Origin of the sequence: Brevibacillus sp. SAFN-007a (genome assembly GCF_051967035.1) — a bacterium.
Taxonomy (GTDB): Bacteria; Bacillota; Bacilli; order Brevibacillales; family Brevibacillaceae; genus Brevibacillus.
This window is the reverse complement of record NZ_JBQCKK010000013.1, coordinates 58,823-84,127: the sequence shown is the minus strand read 5'-3', so window position 1 is coordinate 84,127 and position 25,305 is coordinate 58,823. Positions and strand designations below refer to the sequence as shown.

At 57.6% G+C, this 25,305-nt stretch carries 22 protein-coding genes; 2 read left to right on the top strand and 20 right to left on the bottom strand.

All coding sequences use genetic code 11. The features are described 5' to 3' along the window. Window positions 1-110: 110 nt before the first annotated feature. The 18 genes from ACTHO6_RS14670 to ACTHO6_RS14585 form a co-directional block, all read right to left on the bottom strand. Window positions 111-695 (bottom strand): hypothetical protein, encoded by a 585-nt coding sequence (locus tag ACTHO6_RS14670; protein ID WP_440242493.1) that lies wholly within the window; start codon window positions 693-695, stop codon window positions 111-113. Between the two features lie 114 nt (window positions 696-809). Beyond that, window positions 810-2,288: an Lsa family ABC-F type ribosomal protection protein gene (locus ACTHO6_RS14665; protein ID WP_440242492.1), complete on the bottom strand. Its 1,479-nt coding sequence runs from the start codon at window positions 2,286-2,288 to the stop codon at window positions 810-812. 371 nt (window positions 2,289-2,659) lie between these two features. Beyond that, a complete protein-coding gene (gene accC / locus ACTHO6_RS14660) occupies window positions 2,660-4,036 on the bottom strand; it encodes an acetyl-CoA carboxylase biotin carboxylase subunit (RefSeq protein ID WP_440242490.1) in 1,377 nt (458 codons plus the stop codon). Window positions 4,037-4,050: 14 nt separating this feature from the next. Continuing rightward, window positions 4,051-4,512: an acetyl-CoA carboxylase biotin carboxyl carrier protein gene (locus tag ACTHO6_RS14655; protein WP_440242489.1), complete on the bottom strand. Its 462-nt coding sequence runs from the start codon at window positions 4,510-4,512 to the stop codon at window positions 4,051-4,053. A 17-nt stretch (window positions 4,513-4,529) separates the two neighbouring features. After that, window positions 4,530-6,080, bottom strand: coding sequence for an acyl-CoA carboxylase subunit beta (locus ACTHO6_RS14650; protein ID WP_440242487.1), 1,551 nt, complete (start codon window positions 6,078-6,080; stop codon window positions 4,530-4,532). A gap of 28 nt (window positions 6,081-6,108) precedes the next feature. Continuing rightward, window positions 6,109-7,158, bottom strand: coding sequence for a methylmalonyl Co-A mutase-associated GTPase MeaB (gene meaB / locus ACTHO6_RS14645; RefSeq protein WP_440242485.1), 1,050 nt, complete (start codon window positions 7,156-7,158; stop codon window positions 6,109-6,111). Continuing rightward, entirely contained in the window at window positions 7,155-9,338 is a 2,184-nt protein-coding gene (gene scpA, locus ACTHO6_RS14640) for a methylmalonyl-CoA mutase (protein ID WP_440242548.1), read from the bottom strand. The genes meaB and scpA overlap by 4 nt, the downstream gene beginning before the upstream one ends. Beyond that, on the bottom strand, window positions 9,338-11,461 hold the full coding sequence (locus ACTHO6_RS14635) for a methylmalonyl-CoA mutase family protein (protein WP_440242484.1): 2,124 nt from the start codon (window positions 11,459-11,461) through the stop codon (window positions 9,338-9,340). Before ACTHO6_RS14635 ends, scpA begins: the two co-directional genes overlap by 1 nt. A 33-nt stretch (window positions 11,462-11,494) precedes the next feature. Further along, window positions 11,495-12,031: an acetyl-CoA carboxylase biotin carboxyl carrier protein gene (gene accB / locus ACTHO6_RS14630; protein ID WP_440242482.1), complete on the bottom strand. Its 537-nt coding sequence runs from the start codon at window positions 12,029-12,031 to the stop codon at window positions 11,495-11,497. A 220-nt stretch (window positions 12,032-12,251) separates the two neighbouring features. Further along, on the bottom strand, window positions 12,252-12,899 hold the full coding sequence (locus tag ACTHO6_RS14625) for a TetR/AcrR family transcriptional regulator (protein ID WP_440242481.1): 648 nt from the start codon (window positions 12,897-12,899) through the stop codon (window positions 12,252-12,254). Window positions 12,900-13,027: 128 nt separating this feature from the next. After that, a complete protein-coding gene (locus ACTHO6_RS14620) occupies window positions 13,028-13,957 on the bottom strand; it encodes a D-alanyl-D-alanine carboxypeptidase family protein (protein ID WP_440242479.1) in 930 nt (309 codons plus the stop codon). Between the two features lie 189 nt (window positions 13,958-14,146). After that, on the bottom strand, window positions 14,147-15,118 hold the full coding sequence (gene msrB / locus ACTHO6_RS14615) for a peptide-methionine (R)-S-oxide reductase MsrB (protein ID WP_440242477.1): 972 nt from the start codon (window positions 15,116-15,118) through the stop codon (window positions 14,147-14,149). A gap of 185 nt (window positions 15,119-15,303) precedes the next feature. Beyond that, entirely contained in the window at window positions 15,304-16,212 is a 909-nt protein-coding gene (locus ACTHO6_RS14610) for a DMT family transporter (protein ID WP_440242475.1), read from the bottom strand. A gap of 122 nt (window positions 16,213-16,334) precedes the next feature. Then, window positions 16,335-16,742 (bottom strand): DUF4288 domain-containing protein, encoded by a 408-nt coding sequence (locus ACTHO6_RS14605; protein WP_440242473.1) that lies wholly within the window; start codon window positions 16,740-16,742, stop codon window positions 16,335-16,337. 167 nt (window positions 16,743-16,909) lie between these two features. After that, on the bottom strand, window positions 16,910-19,048 hold the full coding sequence (locus ACTHO6_RS14600; protein WP_440242472.1) for an acyltransferase family protein: 2,139 nt from the start codon (window positions 19,046-19,048) through the stop codon (window positions 16,910-16,912). Then, complete coding sequence (locus ACTHO6_RS14595) at window positions 19,041-19,175, bottom strand: hypothetical protein (protein ID WP_440242471.1); 135 nt, start codon at window positions 19,173-19,175, stop codon at window positions 19,041-19,043. The genes ACTHO6_RS14600 and ACTHO6_RS14595 overlap by 8 nt, the downstream gene beginning before the upstream one ends. 530 nt (window positions 19,176-19,705) lie before the next feature. Then, a complete protein-coding gene (locus tag ACTHO6_RS14590; protein ID WP_440242469.1) occupies window positions 19,706-19,906 on the bottom strand; it encodes a hypothetical protein in 201 nt (66 codons plus the stop codon). A 171-nt stretch (window positions 19,907-20,077) separates the two neighbouring features. Beyond that, window positions 20,078-22,042 (bottom strand): ATP-dependent DNA helicase, encoded by a 1,965-nt coding sequence (locus ACTHO6_RS14585; RefSeq protein ID WP_440242468.1) that lies wholly within the window; start codon window positions 22,040-22,042, stop codon window positions 20,078-20,080. Window positions 22,043-22,208: 166 nt separating this feature from the next. Between ACTHO6_RS14585 and ACTHO6_RS14580 the strand changes: the two genes are divergently transcribed. After that, complete coding sequence (locus ACTHO6_RS14580) at window positions 22,209-22,568, top strand: Lin0512 family protein (protein WP_440242466.1); 360 nt, start codon at window positions 22,209-22,211, stop codon at window positions 22,566-22,568. A 37-nt stretch (window positions 22,569-22,605) separates the two neighbouring features. Here the strand turns inward: ACTHO6_RS14580 and ACTHO6_RS14575 are convergent, their stop codons facing one another. Then, on the bottom strand, window positions 22,606-22,920 hold the full coding sequence (locus tag ACTHO6_RS14575; RefSeq protein WP_440242464.1) for an MGMT family protein: 315 nt from the start codon (window positions 22,918-22,920) through the stop codon (window positions 22,606-22,608). 289 nt (window positions 22,921-23,209) lie between these two features. Here ACTHO6_RS14575 and ACTHO6_RS14570 point away from each other — a divergent pair, with 289 nt between their 5' ends. Continuing rightward, window positions 23,210-24,436, top strand: coding sequence for an aminopeptidase (locus ACTHO6_RS14570; protein WP_440242463.1), 1,227 nt, complete (start codon window positions 23,210-23,212; stop codon window positions 24,434-24,436). Between the two features lie 87 nt (window positions 24,437-24,523). Here the strand turns inward: ACTHO6_RS14570 and ACTHO6_RS14565 are convergent, their stop codons facing one another. Next, window positions 24,524-25,303 carry a LamB/YcsF family protein gene (locus ACTHO6_RS14565; protein WP_440242461.1) on the bottom strand — a complete coding sequence of 260 codons (780 nt, stop codon included), beginning with the start codon at window positions 25,301-25,303 and terminating at the stop codon, window positions 24,524-24,526. Window positions 25,304-25,305: the final 2 nt, after the last annotated feature.

The following is a 25,305-nucleotide window of genomic DNA, read 5'->3' as shown; positions in this document are numbered from 1 at the left end:
ATTCGTTCCAAATACAAACGCCCATTTTGGTCCGGGACAAACCCGGCATCAATCGGGTAGACGAAAAGGGGGACACTCCCTGGCTACCTTCCTCCTGGTTCTTCTGACGGTCACTTCTGCCGTTGCTCATGATGCAACGGATTGGCCGGGCGCTCGCCTGACTCGGGGGGCGCGAAGCTCATCGCCTGAAACCAGACAAACACAGCGAGCAAGAGCAAAGCCCCGACGACGGGATGCCGCAGCCCAAGCCACGTTGCGGACGGCTCCGCCTTCTTTTGTTCAGGCAGATGCCATCTCTCCATCAGCAAAAGACAGGCTGTGTACAGCATGATGAGAAAAAACAACAGCGGCTCCGCCTGCTCCAGCGAGATCATTTCCCCCAGCATGGCGCCCATCATGCCCGCCATCAGCCCGGACAGCACTCCTTCCACCACGGTCAGCATCGACAAGGGCAAGCCGACGAGCAAGCCTGCCACCGCGCCGGACGACATCCCCCACAGCGTGGAGCGAGCAAGGCTCCCCTGGAATAGGAGCCCAAACAACAGACCAGCGATCAGCCCGACCAGCATTCCGACCGCCATGGCGCTGACCATCCCGGGCATCGGCTGTACGTGTCCTCTTCTTTGCCACATGAGCCAGACAAACCAGACGTACGCGATGATGACAAATGCCAAAACCTGGAAAACCGCGCTCATGATACCACCTCTGCGGATAAGTTCCTCCCTACAGGGTATGTCCAGGCGGCGCAAAACAGGACAAGAACAAGTGACGGCGCCCTCTCGCGTCACCATGCCACACCAGTCTTCCTGTTACAACTCGATCACCTTCGTCGCGATATTTCGGCAAAACTCGCTGTCATGCTCCACAAACAAAATCGTTGGCGCGTGCTCCAAAAGCAGTTCCTCGATCTGCATGCGCGACATGACGTCGATATAGTTCAGCGGCTCATCCCAGACGTACAGATGCGCCCGCTCGCACAGGCTTTTGGCGATCAGCACCTTTTTCTTCTGTCCCCCGCTAAAAGCAGCCATATCCTTTTCGAATTGCACCCGGGAAAAATCGAGCTTGCGCAGGATTGCTTTGAACAGACTTTCGTCCAGTCCGTTGCTTCTGGCGTACTCCGTCAAATCGCCCTGCAAGTGCGACGTATCCTGGGAGACGCAGGAGATTTTCAGCTGGCTTCCTTTGCGGAACTCTCCCGTGTAGCGCACGTCTTCGCCGCAGATCAGCTTGAGGATGCTCGATTTGCCCGAGCCATTTTTCCCCGTAAGCGCAATGCGCTCCTCTTGCGAAATCGAAAAGCGGACGCCGCTTGTGACCTGTTTGTCTCCGTAAAAAATCGCCACGTCCAGAAGCTCGATCAGGCGGTCTTTATGATAGACGAGCGGAGAGAGCTTCAGCGTGTCGCTTTGCTCCACGTTTTTCAGCAGCCTGGACTTTTCCTCGATAGCCGCATGCTGGCGTTGCTCCATTGATTTTGCGCGCTTCATCATTTTCGCTGCCTTGTGGCCGACATAGCCTTTGTCTACCTTGGAACCGGAATTTCGCGTCCCGTTTTTCGTTTTTTCCACTTCGTGCGACCAGTTGCCGGTGCGTTTGGCGGACTCGGACAGCCGCTTGATGTCCTTTTTCAGCCGCTCGTTTTCCGCCAGCTCATAGCTGTCCTGCCGCTCTTTGTTCTCCCACCACGTTGAGAAATTGCCTTTTTGAATTTCGATATTCGTCTTGTTGATCGACAGGATATGGTCCACGCAGTTGTCGAGAAAGGCTCTGTCGTGGGACACGAGAATAAAGCCGCTTTTCTTCTGGAGGTAGTCGCTGACGAGCTTTCTCGCAGCCATGTCCAGATGGTTCGTCGGCTCATCGATCAGCAAAAAGCTGTTTTCCTTCAAAAACAGGGCGGCGAGCAGCACCTTCGTCTGCTCTCCGTTGGACAACGTCGCAAACGGTCGATCCAACACATCCTCGTCGACCTGCAACAAGGAGAATTCGCGCAACAGCTCCCAGTCCATGCAGTCGGGAACCATCTCCCGAATGATCTCCCTGGTGTTTCGCTCCTTGTTGTCAATCTGGTAGGGAAAATATTCGAAGGGCACCTGCGCCGAGATCGTGCCGCTGTATTCATAGCGTCCCAGCAGCAGGTTCAGAAACGTCGTCTTCCCTCTGCCGTTCCTCCCGGTAAAGCCGAGCTTCCAATCGGTATCCATCTGGAAGCTCACGTTTTCAAAAATGTGATCGAAACTGCCGTCATAGGCAAAAGTCAGATTGGTCACTTTAATGGTCGACATACCCTCATCCCCCTGGATAAAAATAGAAGAGCTGCAAGAAAGTTACTCTCTTGCAGCTCATAAACGTATAACAAAACCTACTCCACCCAGGGAGCCGGATTTGGATATATCGCTTGAGTGAACCGATGTCGTAACTTTCTTGCATAGAAGGAAATACACATGCGAAAAAATCGCACCTGTTTTCCTCTTGTAAGCAAGAAAGCTTCCTACATCGGCTTCAACTCCAGTCATCAAAGTACACCCATCTTACCACACCGCGCTGCTTCGATCAATGATCCGTTACGCACCGCGAGCAAATGTCCCGGTGTCACCTGGCTGCGCGCAGAGCTTCTGCCCCTTGCCCGCCTGGCGAACCGAACCGAGCACGTTCGTCATTTGCCGCCGCTTGCGGCTTCGGTTTCCTTCAGCTCCAGCGGATGTTTCTCCAAAAAGTTGGTCGCGAAATGGCCCGCCACAAAATCAGGATGCTCCAGCAGCTTCTCGTGAAACGGAATGGTCGTGTGCACGCCTTCGATCACGAACTCGCGCAAGGCCCGCTTCATGCGAGCCAGCGCTTCTTCGCGGCTTGTGCCCCACACGATCAACTTGGCGACCATGGAATCGTAAAACGGCGAAATCTCGTAGCCCGGGTAAACGGCGCTGTCGACGCGCACGCCGTAGCCTCCCGGCGGCAAGTAGTTGCGGACTTTTCCCGGCGAAGGCATGAAGTTTTTCGCAGGGTTTTCCGCATTGATCCGGCATTCGATCGCCCAGCCGTTGATTTTGACGTCTTCCTGGGAAAAGGACAGCGGGTTGCCCGCCGCGACCGAAATCTGCTCCTTGATGAGGTCGATACCCGTAATCATTTCCGTGACCGGATGCTCGACCTGAATGCGCGTGTTCATTTCCATGAAGTAAAACTGTCCGTGCCGATCGAGCAAAAATTCGACGGTGCCTGCCCCGTGGTACGAAACCGCCTTCGCAGCCGCGACAGCCGCTTGCCCCATCCGCTCGCGCAGCTCCGGATCGAGCGCAGGCGATGGTGCTTCCTCTACCAGCTTCTGGTGCCGGCGCTGGATCGAGCAGTCCCGCTCGCCCAAGTGGACGACGTTGCCGTGCTTGTCGCCCATCACCTGAATCTCCACATGGCGCGGCTCCTCGACGTATTTCTCAAGGTACACGCCCGCGTTGCCAAAAGCCGTCTCCGCCTCTTTTTGCGCCTGGCGAATCGCTTTTTCCAGCTCCTCGGCGTCAAAGGCGACGCGCATGCCTCTGCCGCCTCCGCCCGCCGTCGCCTTGACGATCACGGGATAACCGATCTTCTCGGCTACCTGCAGCGCTTCTTCGATGTCGTCGATCAGCCCGTCCGTGCCTGGCACGAGCGGCACATTCGCCGCGCTCATCGTCGCTTTGGCGACCGCTTTGTCTCCCATTTTCGCAATCGCATCAGGATCAGGGCCGATGAACGTAATCGAGCAATCCTGGCACAGTTGGGCAAACGAAGCGTTTTCCGCCAAAAAGCCGTAGCCGGGATGGATCGCATCCACGCCTGTGAGCAAGGCAACCGTCATGATCCGGGCCATGTTCAAGTAGCTGTCCTTCGATTCCTTCGGGCCGATGCAGTACGCTTCGTCTGCCAGCTCGACGTGCAGCGCTTCGCGGTCTGCTTCCGAGTAGACGGCCACCGTGGCGATCCCCAGCTCCTGGCACGCTCGAATAATACGCACGGCGATTTCTCCGCGATTGGCAATCAGAACTTTCGTGAACATAGGAACGCCCCTTCTTACTGTGGTTTGACGAGCAGCAATGCTTTGCCGTAATCGACGAGCTGACCGTCCGGCACAAGAATTTCCGTCACGACCCCGGCCACCGGCGAAACGATGTCAGACGACAGCTGCAGCGCGTCTACGGTGCAGCGTCCGACTACCTCCTGCGCCTTGATCGCCTGGCCGACGGTTACTTGCGCGTAAAAAACCCCGACAGACGTGGACAGGACAAGCTGTGTCGCTTCCTCTGGCGCTTTTTCTTCCGCAACGACGGGGACTGGCTCTGCCTCCGCCGTAGCCGCCGCTTCCCGGTAGCCTTGCTCGACCTCGCCTGGCTGCAGGGGGAGCGCGGCTGCCGCTACAACGGCAGGCTCGCCTTTTTTGATGACGATCCGGGTCTTGCCTTTTTCCCATTCCAGCTCCTCGATCGAGGACTGGTTGACCAGCTTGATGAATTCACGCAGCTCATGCAGCTTCATTCCAAGACGCTCCCCTCTTACAATGGGATGTTCCCATGCTTTTTATATGGACGGTCTTCCTGCTTGTTCCGGAGCATTTCCAACGCCTGGGCGACCTTCAGACGCGTTTCGCGCGGGTCGATCACATCGTCTACCATACCCAGGCTGGCTGCCACGTACGGGTTGGCAAACTTCTCGCGATAGAGCGCGATTTTTTCCGCGCGGGTCGCCGCCGGGTCTTCGCTACTCTCGATTTCCTTGGCAAAAATGATATTCGCCGCGCCTTCCGGTCCCATCACGGCGATTTCGGCATTCGGCCAGGCGTAGACGATATCCGCGCCGATCGACTTGGAGTTGAGCGCCACGTAAGCGCCGCCGTACGCCTTGCGCAAAATGACGGTAATCTTCGGGACAGTCGCTTCCGAGTAGGCGTACAAAATTTTTGCGCCGTGGCGAATGATTCCCCCGTGCTCCTGGTTGATTCCCGGGAAAAAGCCGGAGACGTCCTCGAAGGTCAAGAGCGGGATGTTGAAGCAATCGCAGAAGCGGATAAACCGCGCCAGCTTGTCGGAAGAATGGATGTCGAGTCCTCCTGCCATCACCTTCGGCTGGTTGGCAATGATCCCTACGCTGTGTCCGTCGATGCGGGCCAGCCCGATGACGATGTTGCGGGCGAAATTCGGCTGCACCTCCAGGAAGTCGCCGTAGTCGACGATTTTTTCGATCACCTTGCGGACATCGTACACTTTGGTACTCTCGACAGGGACCAGCTCCAAGAGCTCTTCTTGCCACTCCTTGCCGGGCTCCCCTTCCCGCACAGGGGCGCGATCGCGGTTGTTTTGCGGCAGGAAGCTGAGCAGCCTGCGCACGCCTTCGAGTACCTCCTGCTCGGACTCTGCCGTGAAGTGGGCGTTGCCGCTGACGGAAGAATGCACCCGGGCGCCGCCCAAATCTTCGGCAGAAATTTTCTCGCCGGTCACCGTCTCGATCACTTTCGGCCCTGTAATGAACATCTGGCTTGTCTTTTCCACCATGAACACGAAGTCGGTAATCGCCGGAGAGTAGACGGCGCCGCCTGCGCACGGGCCGAGAATGACCGAGATTTGCGGGATGACTCCGGAGTAGATCGCATTGCGGTAAAAAATCGTCCCGTAGCCGTCAAGCGAGCTGACGCCTTCCTGAATGCGCGCGCCGCCGGAGTCGTTCAGCCCGATAAACGGTGCGCCGTTTTTCGCCGCCAAATCCATCGCCTTGGCGATTTTCAGCGCGTGCATCTCTCCCAGCGCGCCGCCAAACACGGTAAAATCTTGCGCGAACAAGTAGACGGGACGCCCGTTGATTTTGCCGTAGCCTGTCACGACCCCTTCGCCTGGCGCTTCCATCTGATCCAGCCCAAAGTGCGTGGCCCGGTGCTCGACAAACGGATTCAGCTCGACAAACGTGTCCGGGTCGAGCAGCAGTTCGATCCGCTCGCGGGCAGTGAGCTTGCCGCGGTTGTGCTGGGCATCAATCCGCGCATCGCCACCGCCCAGCTGGATTTTGAATTTGCGCTCCATCAATTCGTCGATTTTTTCGTACATATCGCTCATCGTCCGACCTTCTTCCTGTCCCTATTTCCTAATCGTTCCTAATCGCTTTTTCGTAAATCGCTACCAGCTGCTGAACGGCGCTCGTCGGCGACAGCTCCCCGCTGGCGACAGCCTGTTCAATCGTCGGCAGCAGTTGCGCGACCTGCGGATTGCCAAAAAAAGTCGCGCGCAAATAGTCCTGCGCCATGCTGTGCATCCAGTCGAGCAGTTGCGCCTTGCGCCGGGCCTCGAAGCCGCCCGACTTCATCGTCGTCTCGCGAAACTGTCCGATGACATCCCATATTTCGGGAATGCCCTCGCCCGTCACGGACGAGCACATGTACGCCTTCGTCTCCCACCCGGCTGTCGCCGGCTGCAAATAGTGCAGCACCCGGTTGTATTCGCCTTTGGCGATCAGCGCACGGGTGCGGTTTTCCCCGTCTGCCTTGTGAATCAACAGCGCATCGGCGATTTCCATGATGCCTTTTTTGATGCCTTGCAGCTCGTCGCCCGCTCCCGTCAGCATCAGGAGCAAAAAGAAGTCGACCATCGACCTGACCGTCGTCTCGCTTTGCCCGACGCCGACCGTCTCGACCAGGATCACGTCGTAGCCAGCCGCTTCGCAAATCAGCATCGTCTCCCGCGTCTTGCGGTTGACGCCGCCCAGCGTCCCGCCTGTCGCGGACGGCCGGATGAACGCCTGCGGATTGCGCGACAACAGCTCCATCCGCGTCTTGTCTCCGAGAATGCTGCCGCGCGTCACCGTGCTGCTCGGATCGACCGCCAGCACGGCGACCCGATGGCCTTTATCGCACAGCATTGTGCCGAATGCTTCGATAAACGTACTCTTGCCCGCTCCCGGCACGCCGGACACGCCGATACGAATGGAATTTCCCGTGTGCGGCAACAGCTGGCGGATCACCTCCTGAGCCATCTCCATATGGGCGGCGGAGTTGCTCTCGACAAGCGTAATCGCTTGCGCGAGCACGGTCCGGTTATTTTCGCGCACGCCCTTGACGTACTGGTCGACGGAGAGGCGCGGGAGGCGGACTTTCGAGGACACGTTCAGCGAATGTTTGCCGTCTCCGCCTGCGCTCATAGGCCAGCAGCCTCCAGCCGATGCACAATCTCCTGCAAAACGTGCTGGGCCGCTACCGGAATGACCGTCCCCGGACCGAAGATGGCAGCAGCGCCGTGCTCGCGCAAAAACGCGTAATCCTGCGGCGGAATGACCCCGCCGATGACGACGACGATATCCTCGCGCCCGAGCTTTTTCAACTCCTCGACGAGCTGCGGCAGCAGCGTCTTGTGCCCCGCGGCCAGCGAGCTGAACCCGATGACGTGCACGTCGTTTTCTACCGCTTGCTTGGCGGTTTCCTCCGGTGTCTGGAACAGCGGCCCGATATCGACGTCAAAGCCCAGATCGGCAAAAGCCGTCGCGATCACCTTCGCGCCCCGGTCGTGCCCGTCCTGGCCCATTTTGGCGATCATGATGCGCGGGCGTCGGCCTTCCCACTGCTCGAACTCGTCCGCCATCTTGCGCACGGCTGCCACTTCTTCCGCATCCGCGTACTCTGAGCTGTAGACGCCGCTGATCGAGCGAATGACCGCTTTGTGGCGACCGACCACTTTTTCATAGGCGTCGGATATTTCCCCGAGCGAAGCCCGTGCCCGCGCCGCTTCGATCGCCAGCGCAAGCAGGTTGCCTTCGCCTGTGCGCGCGCACTCCGTAATCGCCGCCAGAGCCGCCTGCACTCTCGCCTCATCGCGGTTTTGGCGCAGCTCCTGCAACCGCCGGATTTGCGCCTCGCGCACGGCCGTATTGTCGACTTCGAGAATTTCCAGCGGGTCTTCCTTGTCCAGCCGGTATTTGTTTACGCCGATAATCGCTTCTTTCGCCGAGTCGATGTGCGCCTGGCGTCTTGCGGCCGCTTCCTCGATCTTCATTTTCGGCAGGCCGGTCTCAATCGCCTTGGCCATGCCGCCCAACGCTTCGATCTCTTCGATGTGCGCCCACGCTTTTTCCACGAGCTGCGCCGTCAGCGACTCGACGTAGTACGAGCCAGCCCACGGATCGACGACCTTCGTAATCTGCGTCTCGTCCTGCAAGAACAGCTGCGTGTTGCGCGCGATCCGGGCCGAAAAGTCGGTCGGCAGCGCGATTGCCTCGTCGAGCGCGTTCGTATGCAACGACTGGGTGTGTCCAAGCGCTGCTGCCATCGCTTCGATGCACGTCCGCACGACGTTGTTGTACGGGTCTTGCTCCGTCAGACTCCAGCCGGACGTCTGCGAGTGGGTGCGAAGCGCCATCGACTTTTCGTTTTTCGGGTTGAACTGCTTGATGAGGCTTGCCCAGATCAGGCGGGCTGCCCGCATTTTCGCGACTTCCATGAAGTAGTTCATGCCGATCGCCCAGAAAAACGACAGGCGCGGCGCGAATGCGTCGATGTCGATTCCTGCGGCAAGCCCTGTGCGCACGTACTCCAGCCCGTCTGCCAGCGTGTACGCCAGCTCGATGTCCGCCGTCGCGCCCGCTTCCTGCAAGTGGTAGCCGGAAATGCTGATGCTGTTGAATTTCGGCATGTGCTTCGAGGTGTAGGCGAAAATATCGGAAATGATCTTCATCGACGCTTCCGGCGGATAAATGTACGTATTGCGCACCATGTATTCCTTCAAAATGTCATTTTGGATCGTTCCGGTCAACTGGTCCTGCGAGACGCCCTGCTCCTCCGCCGCCACGATGTAAAACGCCATGATTGGCAGCACCGCTCCGTTCATCGTCATCGAGACAGACATTTTGTCCAGCGGAATGCCGTCGAACAAAATTTTCATGTCGAGAATCGAGTCTACCGCCACCCCGGCCTTCCCGACATCGCCGACGACCCGCGGATGGTCGGAATCATAGCCGCGATGCGTCGCGAGGTCAAAGGCAATCGACAGCCCTTTTTGTCCCGCTGCCAAATTGCGGCGATAGAAGGCGCTGCTCTCCTCCGCCGTGGAAAAGCCGGCATACTGGCGCACCGTCCATGGCTGCGTTACGTACATCGTCGGGTACGGCCCGCGAAAATACGGCGGCAAGCCCGGCATGTAGCCGAGATGCGTCATGCCTTGCACGTCTTCTTTTGTATAGAGAGGCTTGACGGGAATTTGCTCCAGCGTCTGCCAAATCTGCTCATCCAGAAGCTTCTTCGCTTCGGCGGACGGCGCCTGGCCGTAAAACAGGTCGGAAATGTCCCGGCTGCCGCGATACGGCACTTTGGAAAAATCAGGTCTGTTCATCATGAGCTCACTCCTGTCCGCTCCTGAAGTTCTCGCAGCATCTGATAGCAATTGGAGCGCAAATGGATGCAGTCATCTACGCCAGCCGCCTTGTACGCCGCCAACTGCTCGGCGTCCGGCAAACCGGCCAGCAGCACGATCCTGTCGCCAGCCTCCTGCTTGAGCACCTGGGCGAGCGGCGGAACCAGCTCGGGATAGCTCTCATCGTCGGAGCAGATGACAATCACCTTGGCTCCGGAGGCGAGCGCCGCTTCTTTGGCCTCTGCGGCAGTGGCATACGCCTGCGGGCGCAAAACCGCAAAGCCTCCGACGGCAAAAAACTCGGCGGCAAAATCCGCCCTCGCCTTATGCTGCGCCACAGGGCCCACTGCCGCGAGAAAGACGCTCGGTCGCTGCCCGGTCCTGTGCGTATAGTCGTCCGCCTGCTTGCGAAGCGCTTCAAACGCCTCGGCCGCACGGTGCGGGCGCAGCGGGGCAATGACGGTCGCTGTTTGCCCGGAGCGGGTCAACGCTTTGGCGAGATCGCCTATGGTCGCTCCGGCGAGCGCGGCCTGTACGGCATGGCCGACCCACTCTTCTGTGTCGTGTGCGAGCTTTGCCAGCCGTTCGGAAAACGCAGACGGTGCTTTTCTCGCCCGATGAGCGCGCAACGCGGCGATGCGCTGTTCATGCAGGGCAGGTGCGGCCTGCTGCGGCAACGGCTGCTCGGACGGATTCGGATACATGTTCGTGCCGACGATGCGGCTTTTGCGTGAAGCGATATCTTTTTCCTTGCGCGCGGCGCTCTCTGCAATCACGCTTTGCGGGAAGCCTTCCGCCAGCGCCCGAAGCATGCCACCCTTTTCCTCTACCTGCAAAAACAGCTCCCATGCTTTTTTCGCCAGCTCATCCGTGAGCCATTCCACGTACCAGGAGCCGCCGGCAGGGTCTGCCACCTTCGCCAGATGGGACTCCTGCTCCAAAATGATTTGCGTGTTGCGCGCGATTCGCCGGGAAAAATCGGTTGCCGGACGGATTGCTTCGTCGAACGCGGACACGTGCAGGCTGTCGACTCCCCCGACAATCGCTGAAAACGCTTCCGTCGTCGCGCGCAGCATGTTGACGTACGGATCGTACACCGTTTTCGTCCAGGCGGCCGTCCGCGCGTGAATCTTCATCTTCTGGGCCTCGGTCGAGCCTCCATAGGAAGCGACGATGTTCGCCCAGAGCATTTTCGCGGCCCGCAGCTTCGCGATTTCCATGAACACGTCGGAACCGATGGAAAAAGAAAACTGCATCCGGCCCGCCGCTTCCTCGATCGACAGTCCGCGCTCCAGCATGGCCTGGATGTAGTCGACGCCCGTCGCCAGCGAAAACGCCAGCTCGGCTACCGCATGGCCGCCGCTCTCATAGTAGGCGTTGCCTTGGACGAGAATCGTTTTGAGCTGCGGTGCATGCTCGCTCGCCCAGCGCGTGATTTTCGCCATGGCGGCAAACGCCGTGTCCAGCGCGTACGGAAGCTGACCTTCTGTAAGCAGCGCGGCCACCGGGTCTTGGCCGATGCAGCCGCGCAGCTCTCGGGCATTGCGTCCGCTCGCTTCCAGATGCGCCAACAGGAGGGCAAACACAGGCAAGCCGAGCGGTCCGGATGGGATGTAAATCGGCAGTTCCTCCAGGTTCAGTCCGCTGAGCGCCTCAGCCACATCCTCCACGGAAAAAAGCGAGAGCCCCCCCGCTCCGATGTCTTCTGGGAGCGCTTCATCCGGGTCCAGTCCCGCCTTCGCCGCCCGGTCGAGCACGAGGTGCAGCATCGTTTGGCCGCGAGCCAAATCCGTGAGCGCCGTTTCGTTAAACGACCTGGCATCCGGAGCCGTTATCTCCTGGCAGACCTCCCAGCGCTGTGCCCCTTTGGCGTACGCGCTTTTCGTCCCCCTGACAAACGGCGCCTGGCCCGGCTCTGCGTCCAGATGTGGCAATGTTGCGACATCTTCCGTCCGGTAAATCGGCTGACGAACGATTCCTTCATATGTCCTGGTCAACAGTTTGGCATCGAATGACGCGCCCTTCAACGATTTTTCTGCCGCTTCCCGCCACTGCTCGTACGTCGGCACGGGAAATTGCGTAAACAGCGTGTCTTTGTTCACTTGTCCAGACCTCCCCTCAATCGCGCATTTTCGCTAGGCAAGCTTTACGAGAAACAGCGGTTGCCCATGCGTAACCAGCTGACCGTTTTCCACCAGTACTTGAACGATTTCCCCTTTTACCTCCGCTTCAATCTCGTTAAACAGCTTCATGGCCTCGACAATACAGACGATGCTCGACGGCTCTACGCGGTCACCCACCGAAACGTAGGGCGGCGCATCCTCGGCCGGAGCGGCATAAAAGGTTCCGACCATCGGAGAAGCAATGGGGTGCAAGCGTTCCGTCTGTTCGACGGCTGCGACCGGAGCGACTGTTTGGACTGCCGCCACAGGCTGCGGCTGGGGCTTGGGCTGCGGGACAGGCGCGGGTACGGCTTGCGGCATCGAAATGACGGTAGCCGCTTTGTGACCAGCATCGGCCTTTTGTCCGTATGCCGCTTCCGCATTTGTCGCCATCCCGTTCACGCGTCGTTTGATCCGCAGGCGGGATTCTTCCTCGATGACTTCGATCGATTCTATATCGGTCTGTTCCAGCAGCTTGGCAAGTTCTCTCCATTCATAAATCGTCAGCACACGTATTCCTCCCGGGTTAAAATCCGTCACGAACCGACTGGTTGGTCTGTAGAGAGTAGGCAAGACCGACCAGTTGGTCTTTTGATGATTATAGCAAATGTCTGAATAATAGTACAGATCAACCCGTTCGTCTGGCATCCTTTTTTATTCGGACCGTGAAGCGACTATGCCCCTGCTCTCCTGCCAGCAAACGGCGAGTAGCCGCCTGATCCTTCCTGCTTCACAACGGCTTGAACGGCGTACTGCCAGACGCCAGGAAAAAACGGTTGAACGCCGGGTTTTCCATCGCCTCGGGCTTCAACACGGAATGCAGCACCATGTCGGCGTAAATGTCGGCAATCTGCTCGATCGAATACGTCCCTGTTTTTTGATACCATTTGTAAATCCAGTTGACCATGCCGAAAATGGCCATGGAGACGATCGGCACAGGCAGCTCCGGCCGGAATTCGCCTGACTGGATCCCGTCTGAGATGACGGTAAACATGATTTTTTTATAGCGATCCCGCTTCGTTTCAATATCGGTAAAATACTCGGGGGCCAAAAAGAGGCTTTCCTGATAAAAAATCGTTACCTGTGAGCGGTACAGATCAATCATCATCACAAACGATTTGACGATCGCTTGCAGGCGTTCCGTCGGCGTATCCCATTTTTCGTAAGCTTCCTCTGCTTTTTCCAGAACGTACGTAATGAATTGGTCGTGAATGATGTAGAGGAGCTCGTCCTTGGATTTGAAATTGTGATAAAATCCTCCCTTCGAGGTTCCGCTTTCCTTGACGATTTGGTCGACGGTCACCCTGTGGTAGCCGTGCGCTTCGAACAGGCGCATGGCCGTTTCGATAATTCGTTCTCTGATTGATTTTTCGCTCATGCTCTTCACCCGAGACCATTATAGCATACAAATCCCTTTCTCAATGGGAGATTGCGCGCCCGACAGCAGCTGTACAAGAAAAACGCCGACTTTTCTTCCTGCGAAAAATCGGCGTTGCTTTTGGTTGGTTAGCGTTGGGCATCGGCGGAGACGGGGACCACGCCCCAGTATTCTTCCAGCGTAATGCCCTGCTCTCCGATTTTTTTGGCGATCTCCGGCCCGACATAGCGCAAATGCCACGGTTCGTACATGTAGCCGGTGATTGCCTCTTTTCCTTCCGGGTAGCGGATGATAAAGCCGTACGTTGTCGCGTGCTCGGCCAGCCACTTCGCTTCTTTGGTGTTGGCAAAGCAGCTGGTCGCGGCGCATTTGCCGTCCAGCCCGGCGACGTCGATCGCCAGTCCCGTCTCATGCTCGCTCGTTCCGGGCACGGCGCTGTAGGTGCGCGCCTTCTCGATTCCGTCTTTTTGCACGTAGCGGTGGAACAACGCTTTTTGGTACGTGTGCGAACGGTACGCGGATACGCCCGCCAGCGCGATCCCGTCTGCTTTCGCCGCTGCGAACAGGGCTTCCAATGCCGCTGCCGCTTCTTTGCGCATCTTCCGCTTCTCGCTTTTTTCCGGGAGCAGGTAAGGCACATTCGGAAAAACGAGATCGGTGGGCGTGTAGTTTTCCGGGAGCTTGCGCTGCTTGTTGACGAGGACCGCCATGCTCTCCGGCTCGGCGACTACCTCGATGCCCGCCAGCAGCTCCTCGGTGTCGGCGGATGCTTTGGCAGGCGGCTTTTTCGGCGGCTGCGCTTCCGTTTGCTTCGCTGTATCCGGCTTGACTTCGACAGACGGCGCGGGTTCGCCAGAAGCTGCTGGCTCTTGAGCGGTCGGCTTGCCCTTTTCCCCCGGTTTGACGCTTTCCTGCTTCGTCTGTTCCGGTGCGGCGGCAGGCGACTCCGTTTTTTCTGTCGGAGCCGGCACAGCCAAGCCGCTGCACCCCGACAGCGTCAGAATCGCCGCCATTACCAGTATGATCGGATGGTTGGTACAATTGGCAAAACGTTTCATCGTGACGTCCTTTCGAATCGGGCCCGGCTATACAGACAGCCCACAAAGGTGTTGGGTACGTTCTTCGGATGGAGAAGTACGTACCCATTATGACAGAAATCGGGCCATTTTCGTTACAAAACGGTGTCGCTTTCGTCCAAAATCGCACAATCGTCGCTCGCAAGACGTACCGTGGGGCAGCAGCCAGCGCTAGTTGTTTTCAAACAGCTTTTTGTACGCGCCGAAGCCTTCCTCTTCCAGTTTGTCTTTGGGAATGAAGCGCAGCGCCGCCGAGTTGATGCAATAGCGCAAGCCGTTTTCTCCGGGACCGTCCTCGAACACATGTCCGAGATGAGAATCGGCCTGCTTGCTGCGTACCTCCGTTCGGATCATGTTGTGCGACAGGTCGATGTGCTCTGTGATGTTGTCGTCGTGCAGCGGTTTGGTAAAAGACGGCCAGCCGCAGCCCGAATCGAATTTGTCCAGCGAGGAAAACAGCGGCTCGTTGGAGACGATATCGACGTAAATGCCCTCTTCCTTGTGATCCCAGTATTCATTGGCAAACGGACGCTCGGTGCCGTTGTTCTGCGTCACTTCATACTGAATCGGCGTCAGCTTCTTTTTCAACTCTTCCTGTCTTTGTTTGTCGCTCCACGCTTCCTTGATGAACTTCGCCCTGCCGGACGCTGCCTTGTAGTAGTTGTAGCGCAGCGGATTTTTCTTGTAGTAGTCCTGGTGATACTCCTCTGCCGGGTAAAACGGCTTGGCAGGCAAAATCAAGGTCGCGATCGGCTTCTGAAAACGGCCGCTTTGCGCAAGCTCCTCGCGCGACTGGATTGCCAACCGTTCCTGCTCGGGGCTGTGGAAGAAAATCGCCGGAGCGTACGACTGTCCGCGATCGCCGAATTGGCCGCCTGCATCTGTCGGGTCGATCTGTCTCCAGAACATCTGCAGCAGCTCCTCGTAGGAGATGAGCGCAGGATTGTACGTAATCTGTACGGCTTCGTAGTGTCCCGTGGTACCGGAGCACACCTGTTCATAGGTCGGATTTTCCACATGTCCGCCTGTATAACCTGATACAACCTTATGGACTCCTGGCAGCTTGTCAAACGGGCTGACCATGCACCAGAAGCATCCACCTGCAAAGGTTGCCGTTTCCAAACGAGATTGTTCGCGATTCATGCAAGTTCGCCTCCTGAAATATACGACAGCTACCACCGATTGTACATGGTTTGCAAAAGGAAAGTCCACTCCGCAGCTGTCGCCCGAAGCAGCGGGAACCAAAAGCCCCACCCGTCTGGTCAAGCGCGCGCTTCAGCCGTACAGCTCTGCCGTCCGTCACGATGGCGCAAGCGAAGTCCATGATTTCAAACGTTGTACCGATTCGAACGATTGGCAAGCCTTTGCACGGCAGACTGCTTGGAGCGCACGCTTGCGACCACGACGCCTGCGACAATCAAGAGAGAGCCGCCTACTTGGATCGCGGTCACCTGCGAGCCGAGCAGCAAAAAGCCGACGAGCATCGCCACGAACGGCTGCAGGTTGAGGAAAATCGCCGCTTTCCCCGTCCCGACCGTTTTCAGCTGCGAATTCCAGACGATCCCGCAAACGCCCTGCATGAGAATCGCTGTGACGATCAACAGGACCCACGCCCATGCTTCCCGGCTGATCTGCGCTGCGGAATCGAGCGTCAGCATGGCAGCAGGTGTCAAAAACAGCGTCCCGGCTGTTGTCGAGTACACCGTCGCAATGAACGGCTGCATCGTCTGTGTCAGCTTGCGAATGATAATCATCGACGCCGAGAAGGTCACCATCGCAATCACGATCAGCAGCACGCCTTTGGAAATGGAAAGACCCGCCCCCACCCCCACGACAAAAAACGTGCCGAGCAAGGCGAGCGCCGAGCCGAGCTTCATGCGCAGCGTAAACGGCTCTTTCAAAAACAGCGAAGCCAGAATGGCGGTCACGATCGGCGCCAACGACAGGATCAGTGAGGCGGTCGTGGCATCAGTCGTCAGCAAGCCGTTGAAATACGCCGTCTGGTTGGCCAGCGTTCCGACGAGTCCGAGCAAGACGAGAAGGCCCAGCTCCCGCCGCGTCAGTTTCACAAATTTTTTCGTCAGCCAGGCGTACATCACCAAAAACAGCGACGTGAAAATCAGCCGGACATCGGCGAGAAACAGCGGGGGAAACTCTTTGACCAGCATGCTCCCGAACACAAAGTTGCTTCCCCACAATGTCACGCAAAAAAGCAGTAGCGCGTATGAACGAATCATTGTTTTTCCTTCTTTCCTCCGTTGCATGGTAAGAATCCCGTATGCAATCGTACAGGAGAAGACCAAAAAAGTCCATGTGAAGATGCAGCATACACTGCCCGGCTACCCTCGGTTGAATACCGTTACATACTGGTATCCCCATCATCACCTACAGCTTCTGGGAAATAGCGTTTCGTTACATCCATGGCTGAATGGTCCCTGCGAACATGGATAAATCTTGAGTAGATTTCCGTTCCATGTGTGATGTCATCGTCGTGTAGCTCAAAAGCATCTAACGCTTGGACAAACTGATGCTTCACGATTTCACCATAACCATTCACGAACTCATGCTCGGCTTTTTTGGCAAACTGCTCTGCCGACGCAATCGCCCCTTCCTTATTCATCCCTTTTACGACCAGAATACTTTCCTCAAACAGCTTCATGTTTTCGCCGTGACTCCTGTCAAAACAAGAGTCACCCGTATGAACGGATTCAAATAAAATCTTAACCGCATACCATCTTGTTGGGGAGGGTTTAGAACTGGCTTCCATAACTGACTCCTTTTGATTTATTTTTCGTAAATCTCCCGGGATTGACGAATGGTTTCGCTTTTCTTGCCGTGGCATCACCTTTTGGCGTCTTGCTTCCCTTTCATCCTGTACAGAAAACAGGCCAGCGCTCCTTTTGGAAAGACTGGCCTGCCTTGATTCGCTTTCGTTTATTGCTGCGCTTCTTGCGCTTCCTGCGGCTCTTTTGTCCCATGCTCCTGCTTGTGGGCATCTTGAGTCGCTGGCTGTGGCTGTTGCGGCTGTTCCTCGTCCGGCTTCGGTGCTGGCGCCTCGTTTTCCTGGTCGGCTTTGGCCGAAGCCAGCGCATGGGCTACGAGCAAAGCATACGCCCGCGCGCCCTCGGAGTTGAGATGCACGCCGTCTTTGTAAAAATACGAGGGTTTGCCTGCGCTTGCCGCATGCCAATCGATCAGCTTGATGTTCGGATGGGCGGCTGCCACATCTGCCAGCGTCTGGTTCACAACGCTTTCCCAAGGCCGCGGAACTCGCGTGTTGATGAGGACGATCTGCTCAGCGCCATGCAATGCCTGCAGCAGCTTGTCGAGCTGCCTTTTGCCGAAGGGACCATTCGTCCCCAGTTCGATGATTACCCGATTGCCCAGCCGCCCTTGCGCTTTCAGGGCGGCAATCGTATCCGGGGCTTGCGACATTTGCCGACCGACTTTGCCGTCAATGACGATCCCGGGCAACAGCTTCGCCAGATACGGCTCCACGTCGAGCATGACGGAGTCGCCGATGGCGGTCCATCCTTCGCCGGAATGGACGGCAACGGCTGGCGCATCCGAAGCTTTCGGCGGTTGGGAATCAACGGAATTGCCCGGATTTTGCACAGGCTTTGTGCCACCCCCAGCTGGTTGGGTTGCAGCCGGCTTCGCTTCCGGTTTCGGCTTTGCCGCCGTTTGGCTACCGGGCTTTGCGGTCGCGTCCGGCTTCTTCGCAGCTACTGGCCATTCGGGGCCGTGCGGTTTTTCGACGCTATCGGCAGCCTCCTTATGTCCCGGCTTTTCTTCGGCCGGGGACGACTCCGCCGGCGGTGGCAGCACAGAGCCGTTGCCCGCAGTAGCGCCAGAAGTCAACGTAGCTACTCCAAAATAAAGGACACACAGCATAATGGCGCACCCGGTGGCGAGTACGCGGGTAGAGCGTCTGGGCGTCCCCTGCTTTTTCCCCGAGCGGAGCTTCGCCCAGACTCTGCCCAGCAGACCATGGCGAATCGGTTCCTCGACGTATTTCCAGGACAGAGCGGCCAACCCGATGCAAGCCGCAAGCTGAAGGGCGGCGCGCAAGACAGCGAGCCAGCCTCCGTCCGCGCCAGGTGCCGGGCTTGTGAACACGATCACGGGAAAGTGCCACAAATAGATGCCGTATGAGCGTACGCCAAGCCATCTGAGCGGCTTGCAGCCCATCCACCTCGCCAGGGCGCTTGCCGGGTGGGCGAGGACGGCTACCAGAACCGCGCTTGCCAGCGATAGCAGGACCAGCCCGCCCTGATAAAGAAAGTCATCGTACTGGTTCGTTTTCCAGATCGCCAGAAGCAACGTCACAAGACTCGCGCTCCCGATTGCGTCCAGCGTCGCGCGTGCCTTGCCGGATATGGTCGCGGGCAGTTTGCGACTCGGCCACAGCATGGCCAGAGCAGCCCCGATCAAGAGGGCAAACGCCCGGGTGTCTGTTCCGTAATAAATCCGGCTCGGGTCCTCTCCCGGCACATACATGACGGCCATCAGAACCGCCGAGCAAGCAGCCAGGCCGAGCGTCATCATCACGAGCGGGCCGCGGCGTCTGACCACGGACAGCCCGAGTGCGACCAAGAGCGGCCAGATCAGGTAAAACTGCTCCTCCACGGCCAACGACCACAGATGGCCAAGCGGCGACGGCGGGCCGAATTTCTCAAAGTACGATACCTCGGAAAAGACTAGCCACCAGTTGCTGACGTAGAAAATAGCTGCCCATACATCCCCGCGCAAGCGTCCCATCTGCTCCGGCAGAAACAACGCGACGGTGGTCACGACCACAACCAAAAGCAGCAACAGGGCAGGCAAAAGCCGTCTGGCCCTGCGCAGCCAGAAGTCCTTCATGTCCAGCCGCCCGTATCTGCGCCACTGGGCAATCAGCAAATCGGTAATCAGGTAGCCGGAGAGGACGAAAAAGATCCCGACGCCGAGCAATCCCCCCGGCGCCCATTTGTCATTGACGTGATAAAATAGGACGGCGAGTACCGCCAGTGCCCGAAGCCCGTCGATTCCGGGCATGTAACGGCTGTCGGTAGCCTTGATCGGTTCAGGCATGTCGGCGGCCTCCTCCGCTGTTGGTTTGGCGAGTCCGTCCTTCTGCTTGCTTGTGCATCGGATTGTGGCCCTTCGAAAAAAGGATGGCTTGGTTGTTCTTGTTGATCGTGCTCGCCATGCCGTTCATCTGCATTCTCCCCTTTTGCTTCCATTCTGTTCGTTCATTCGTTGACAGGGGCAGTCATGACCCATCGGGAAATCCGTGCGATCGGAATTCAAAAACCCCAGATTTCTTTGAAGTTCGCGAAAAGAAAACGGGGGTTGGTCGTTCATCATCTGTTAGGGAAAATGAATCCTTCCAATCCTCCTTGCCCGTATTCGGAATGTGGTGCCCTACGTTCTGTCAGAAATGTGCTCCTTCTTTTTATGTATGGCTGTTTCCCCTCTTTCCTTCCTTGTTTTCGCGGTCACGCCGGACTTTTTTCCAACGGGGTTGACGAAGCCCTCGCTGCCGCTCTTCGCCCGGCAACCTCTTGTCTCCTGATTATAAGGGGCACCAGAGGAAAACGCGTTACAAATTGTTTACATTCCCTGCCGATTCTTTCCGGGAAATCAAGGCAAAAAAAAAGCCGACGGCGCGTTTCACCGTCAGCTCCACTATGTACGGCTATCGAAAATGGACGTCCGATACACATCAGGCCCGCATGGGAATCGGAGTTAAATGTGATGCGTAAACAAATAGCGCAAGAAAAGTCCCCCGCTGATTACCGCGATGGCCATACAGACAATGCCGCTTTTCACCCGCTGGGAAACAAGGCGCATAAAGCCGATACAGAAAAACGACCCGGTCACCAAAAAATACGAGATTCCGACCCAAAACAAATCCCACGGCAAGCTCGCAAAATCTACGTTACCCAAAAGTGAACACCATCCCTGTCCCAATCTTCTTCCTTTTTTTGCATGGCGGATACTCCATTATAGCATTTGTCGCCTTCAGCCTCGCCGGTTTCTCTCGGATCGTAACAGAAGTGTCATACATTTGCACAAGGCCCTGGCCATCGGCACAGGCTTGCCGAAGCCTGCGCTTGCCTAAACAGGCTCGCCCGCCAGCGCAGCGCGCCACTGCACGCCTTCCGGAAAGACGCTCTGCACATGCTCTCTGAGCCGCTCGTCGCTCCACAACTCCGGGCTCAGGATGGAGACGATGCCGCTGTCCTCGCGGGTGCGAATCAGGCGGCCGATCCCTTGGCGCAGTCTGAGCAGCATGTACGGCAGATCGACTTCTTCGAATGGCGACGCTGCGCTTTTACGCTTGGCGGCAAACACCGGATCGTTCGGCGGAAACGGCAGCGACCAGATGATGACGTTCGAGAGCGACGGCCCCGGCACATCCAGCCCTTCCCACAGTGAGACGGCACACAGAATGCTCTTTTCGTCGTTCTGAAAACAGGAGATCAGATGGCTGATTTCCCCGTCGCCCTCGTACCAAAAGCGCATGGAGGCACATTCCGGGTACGCACCGACCGCGTGTTTGAACGCTTGCATTTCTTCCCTCGACGAAAACAAAAGCAGCGCGCGTCCCCCGGTTTTTTGCAGCAGCGCGACGGCCAGCTTCATTTTTTCCGCGAACGGCTGCGTACAGGACAACGGCGGCACGAACGCTTCCATCTGCTCCGCGTAGTCGTACGGAGAGGCGACGGAAAACGACAGGTAGTTTTCAATGCCCAGGCTGTCGGCCATGTAGGCAAACGACTGGTTGACCGACAAGGTCGCAGACGAGAACACGATCGGCATGTTTTGCGAGAAAACGCGCTCCCGGAGCACTTCCCGCACCAATTTCGGCATGACGACCAGGGTCGGGCCTGTCCCTTCTTCGCTCATCCAGGAAACGACGTGATCGGGCTGCTGGAACAGGCGAAGAGCAAGCTGCATCATGTCCAACTGCTCCTCGACGATCCGCAGTTGAAAGTCGTCCAGCGTGTACAGACCGCTCTCCAGCGCCAGTTCCTCCTCAATCGAGCCGATCAGGCTGGTAAAGCGGTGAATGGCGGCAAGCAGTTCGGGGTGAAAGGCGATTTCCTTGCGGGAAGAGCCAGCCACTGGCTTGCTCTCGGCGTTCAAGCGCGAGAACAGCTCCTCGCTCTGGACGATCGCTTCTTCAATGGCTACGGCCAACGACTCCCTAATCTCCCCTTGCAAGAGCCGCGTAATGATCTCTTCGAAAACGGCGTGGTTCAGCTTGTAGGTCAACGCCTTTTGCGCGGCAGGCTCCAGCAAATGCCCTTCGTCAAAAATGACGGAGCTGTGGCTCGGCAAAAGCGGCAGCTGCCCGCCCCGCTTTCTCGCTTCGTACGTCCAGACGTGCTCCATGTAAAAATCGTGCGAACAGATGATGAGATCGGCCGACTTGCGATAGTGGTCGCGCGACAGCGTCTGTCCGCACCGATGCTGCCTGTCGCAGACCAAACAGTCCTGGAACGCATCCCAGTTGATCTTGGCCCATTGCCGGTCGCTCAGCGCCGAATACGCGCTGCGGTCTCCGTACGGATAAAACGACTGGAGCGCTTCGTGCGTGTGCACAAAAGACGGCAGCCCCTCGTACATGTCCTGGAAAACTTCGTCGCCATCCAGCTCGTGACGGGCCTCGTCCAGCTTCCGCAAGCAAAGATACTGGTCCGGCGATTTTCCCAGTCTGGCGTCGATGGTCAGGTTCAGATGCTTGGCCAGCTTGGCGATGTCCCCTTCCGGCTTCACCAACTGCTCGATCAGCGACTCGTTGGCACAGGCGATGATCGCCGGCTTTCGCGTATAGCGGGCATAGCAGATGGCGTACAGCAGGTAGGCGAGCGTTTTGCCCGTCCCGACCCCCGCCTCGGCAAAAATCGTCCGCTTTTCCTGGAAAGCCCGTTCGAGCTGAAACGCCATGTAGATTTGCTCATCGCGCACCTCGAAGCCTGCCTCTGGCAATATCTCGTAAAAAACGTCCGCTACCCAGTCGCTCACCTGCGGGATGAACGGCTGGGCCGGATCGTAGGGAAAAGGGTATCGTTCCACTTCAGACCTGCCTCCATTATCGTCAAAAGAATCATAAGCGAGGATGCCAAAGTGTAATGATGACACGAGTGATGGAGAAACACAAGACGTCAGGAGGGAAAAAATCGCGATTCGTGATAAGATAGGAGAGAAATCAGGAAAGAAAACGGCAGGAGTGAATGCAACAATGGACAAGGTTATGTTTATCGAAATCGGAATGGGGATTGATCTCCACGGGCAAAACGTCACGAAAGCAGCCGTGCGCGCTGTCCAAAACGCCATCCATCACAATTCGATGCCGGGGCTGCGCTCCGTGCTGCCCGGAAACGATCTTCGCCATATGAAGGTCAACGTCCGCCTTGCGGTGCCAGCCGACCGCGACAAGCTCGATCTGGACACCGTGCGCGCTGAATTGCCGTACGGCGAAGTCTCGTTTGAGGTCGTCGATGGCGGCATGCTGACATCGAGCGGCGTCGTGATCGCGGAAAAAGAAGATAAAAACGACCTCGCTTACGTCGTGATTGCCTCCGTGGAGGTAGGCTACTAGACCGGATCGGGCGGTCCCACGCGAGGGCAGCAAGCTGTCAAAAGCGATTTGGCTGGTGCCGATAGCGTTCGAGGTCGATCTCCCCTGCCTCGGAGACCGCTACGCCTTCGCCCTCCAGCAACATTTTTTGCAAGGTCATGGCATCGCGGTCCGGCAACCCGATTTTGCCTTTGGCATTGATGACGCGATGCCACGGCAGCTTGTATGGTTTCGACAGGGAGTGGAGGATCCGCACCACTTGCCTGGCTCCCCGGGGGCTTCCCGCCAGGGCGGCGACCTGTCCGTACGTCATGACGCGACCCGGCGGGATGCTGGCGATGATTTGTACGGCTCGCTTGGTAAATTCGGTCATTTCCTGTACTCCTATCTGTTTTTGGCTGGTTGGCGTCAAAAAACGACGGGGGAAAAGGCTTTTGACGGTTTCGCCATCATACGCCGTTTTTCCTGTTCACCCGCGTCCAGAAAGAGCGCAAATAGGGTCGTACCTGCCGAAGAGCAGGCTGACCGCGCACGCGAAAGCCGCCGTAATCTGTCTTTTTCTGCGCTTTCCAAGGAAATTCTTTGCACAAAAATCAGCGCATGACTCCCCGTAGAGAGGGAGAATAAAGAAGAGTTTATCGCAAACGAACAGGAGGTACGCTATGTCTTTCGAGCTTTTGTTTGACCGCTATGCCGATCTCGCCGTAAAAGTCGGCGTCCATGTTCAGCCGATGCAGACGTTGGTGGTGACCGCCCCGCTCTCCGCTGCTCCGTTCGTGCGCAAGGTAGCGCGCAAGGCGTATGAAGCGGGAGCCAAACATGTCCATATCGACTGGACCGACGACGAACTGACCCGCATGAAGTACGATCTCGCCCCGGATGAGGCTTTTGCCGAGTACCCGCTGTGGAAAGCCAAGGGTCTCGAAGAAATGGCGGAAAACGGCGCGGCGTTTTTGTATATCACAGCAACGAATCCGGATTTGCTCAAGGGTGTCAAGCTGGAGCGAATCTCGGCTGCAAATAAAGCAGCGGGACAAGCATTGCGGACATTCCGCAACTACACCATGTCCGACAAGGTAAGCTGGTGCGTCATGGCTGTCCCGTCACCGGAATGGGCGGCCATGGTGTTCCCCGACTTGCCCGCCGAAGAGCAGGTGCCAGCCTTGTGGGACGCGATTTTCCGGGCGACGCGCGTGGACGCGGACGATCCCGTGCAGGCCTGGCACAACCATCACGCCATGCTCAACAGCAAGGTCGAACAATTGAACGCCAAGCAATATCGCTACCTCCACTACGAGGCGCCGGGCACCCGACTGACGATTGAGCTGCCTGCGCAGCACGTTTGGATCGGCGGCGGCAGCGTGAACGAAAAAGGCGTGTCGTATATGGCAAACATGCCGACCGAGGAAGTGTTCACCGCTCCGAAAAAAGACGGCGTGAACGGAACGGTCCGCAGCACCAAGCCTTTGAGCTATCATGGCAATGTCATTGAAAATTTCACCTTGACGTTTGCCCAGGGCAAAATTGTCTCGGTCAGCGCGGAAAAGGGCGAAGACGCCTTGAAGCAGCTGATTGCGACGGATGAAGGCTCGCACTATCTCGGAGAAGTCGCACTGGTCCCCCACCACTCTCCGATCTCGTTGTCCAACGTCATTTTTTACAACACGCTGTTTGATGAAAACGCCTCGAATCATCTCGCGATCGGCAACGCCTACTCGGTCAACATCAAAGGCGGCCAATCGATGAGTCCGGAAGAGTTGGCAGCCCACGGCCTCAATACGAGCCTGGTGCATGTCGACTTCATGATCGGCTGCGCCGAGATGAACATTGATGGCGAGACAGCGGACGGCGTACGGGAGCCGCTGTTTCGCAACGGCAACTGGGCGTAAGGAAGTCGCAAGCAAATCCCGACGACACGCTTGGCAGCAAAAAAGAGGATCAGGCCCTGCTATAGAGCCATGATCCTCTTTTTTTGCCTACGCTTCGCCAAACCCAGACGAGCGTACGCAGCGAATGGAAACTCCGGCCGCTGTCAGCGCTTGGCGGATGCCTTGCGCGAATGCGAGGGCATGAGCGCCGTCTCCGTGGATGCAGATGGTGTCCGCGCGAATCGGCACGTCTACACCTTGCAGCGCTTGTACCTTGCCTTCTGTCACCATGCGCACGACCTGTTCTTGCGCTTTGGCTTCCTCTACGATCAGGGCGTTTGGCTGCGTGCGTGGCGTCAGTGTCCCATCCGCCTGATACGTCCGATCCGCAAATACTTCATGAGCGGTGCGCAGCCCGATTTTTTCCCCGGCCCGCGTCAATTCGCTGCCAGCCAGTCCGAACAGGATCAGCTCCGGGTTGACCCGGTAGACTGCCTCCGCCACGGCCTCGGCCAGGGCGGAATCCGTAGCGGCCATGTTGTACAAGGCTCCATGCGGCTTGACGTGCTGCATCACGCCCCCTTCCGCCTGAACAAACGCTTGCAGCGCCCCGATCTGATAGACGACCAGATCGTAAGCGTCCGAAGCGGAAATGTCCATGCGGCGGCGGCCGAATCCGACCAAATCAGCCAGACCGGGATGCGCCCCGATCGCTACCTGGTTCTCCAGGGCCAGCTTCACTGTTTGTCGCATCGTAGCCGGATCGCCTGCATGGAAGCCGCAGGCGATGTTGGCGGAGCTGACGTGCTGCAAGAGCGCCTGGTCGTTGCCCAGCTGATACGCCCCAAAGCTCTCCCCCATGTCACAGTTCAAGTCGACGATTCTCAATG

Coding starts and splice junctions, on each gene's coding strand:
- ACTHO6_RS14670 (WP_440242493.1), bottom strand. CDS start 695: ATGAGCGCGGTTTTCCAGGTTTTGGCATTTGTCATCATCGCGTACGTC.
- ACTHO6_RS14665 (WP_440242492.1), bottom strand. CDS start 2,288: ATGTCGACCATTAAAGTGACCAATCTGACTTTTGCCTATGACGGCAGT.
- accC (WP_440242490.1), bottom strand. CDS start 4,036: ATGTTCACGAAAGTTCTGATTGCCAATCGCGGAGAAATCGCCGTGCGT.
- ACTHO6_RS14655 (WP_440242489.1), bottom strand. CDS start 4,512: ATGAAGCTGCATGAGCTGCGTGAATTCATCAAGCTGGTCAACCAGTCC.
- ACTHO6_RS14650 (WP_440242487.1), bottom strand. CDS start 6,080: ATGAGCGATATGTACGAAAAAATCGACGAATTGATGGAGCGCAAATTC.
- meaB (WP_440242485.1), bottom strand. CDS start 7,158: ATGAGCGCAGGCGGAGACGGCAAACATTCGCTGAACGTGTCCTCGAAA.
- scpA (WP_440242548.1), bottom strand. CDS start 9,338: ATGAACAGACCTGATTTTTCCAAAGTGCCGTATCGCGGCAGCCGGGAC.
- ACTHO6_RS14625 (WP_440242481.1), bottom strand. CDS start 12,899: ATGAGCGAAAAATCAATCAGAGAACGAATTATCGAAACGGCCATGCGC.
- ACTHO6_RS14620 (WP_440242479.1), bottom strand. CDS start 13,957: ATGAAACGTTTTGCCAATTGTACCAACCATCCGATCATACTGGTAATG.
- msrB (WP_440242477.1), bottom strand. CDS start 15,118: ATGAATCGCGAACAATCTCGTTTGGAAACGGCAACCTTTGCAGGTGGA.
- ACTHO6_RS14610 (WP_440242475.1), bottom strand. CDS start 16,212: ATGATTCGTTCATACGCGCTACTGCTTTTTTGCGTGACATTGTGGGGA.
- ACTHO6_RS14605 (WP_440242473.1), bottom strand. CDS start 16,742: ATGGAAGCCAGTTCTAAACCCTCCCCAACAAGATGGTATGCGGTTAAG.
- ACTHO6_RS14600 (WP_440242472.1), bottom strand. CDS start 19,048: ATGCCTGAACCGATCAAGGCTACCGACAGCCGTTACATGCCCGGAATC.
- ACTHO6_RS14595 (WP_440242471.1), bottom strand. CDS start 19,175: ATGAACGGCATGGCGAGCACGATCAACAAGAACAACCAAGCCATCCTT.
- ACTHO6_RS14580 (WP_440242466.1), top strand. CDS start 22,209: ATGGACAAGGTTATGTTTATCGAAATCGGAATGGGGATTGATCTCCAC.
- ACTHO6_RS14575 (WP_440242464.1), bottom strand. CDS start 22,920: ATGACCGAATTTACCAAGCGAGCCGTACAAATCATCGCCAGCATCCCG.
- ACTHO6_RS14570 (WP_440242463.1), top strand. CDS start 23,210: ATGTCTTTCGAGCTTTTGTTTGACCGCTATGCCGATCTCGCCGTAAAA.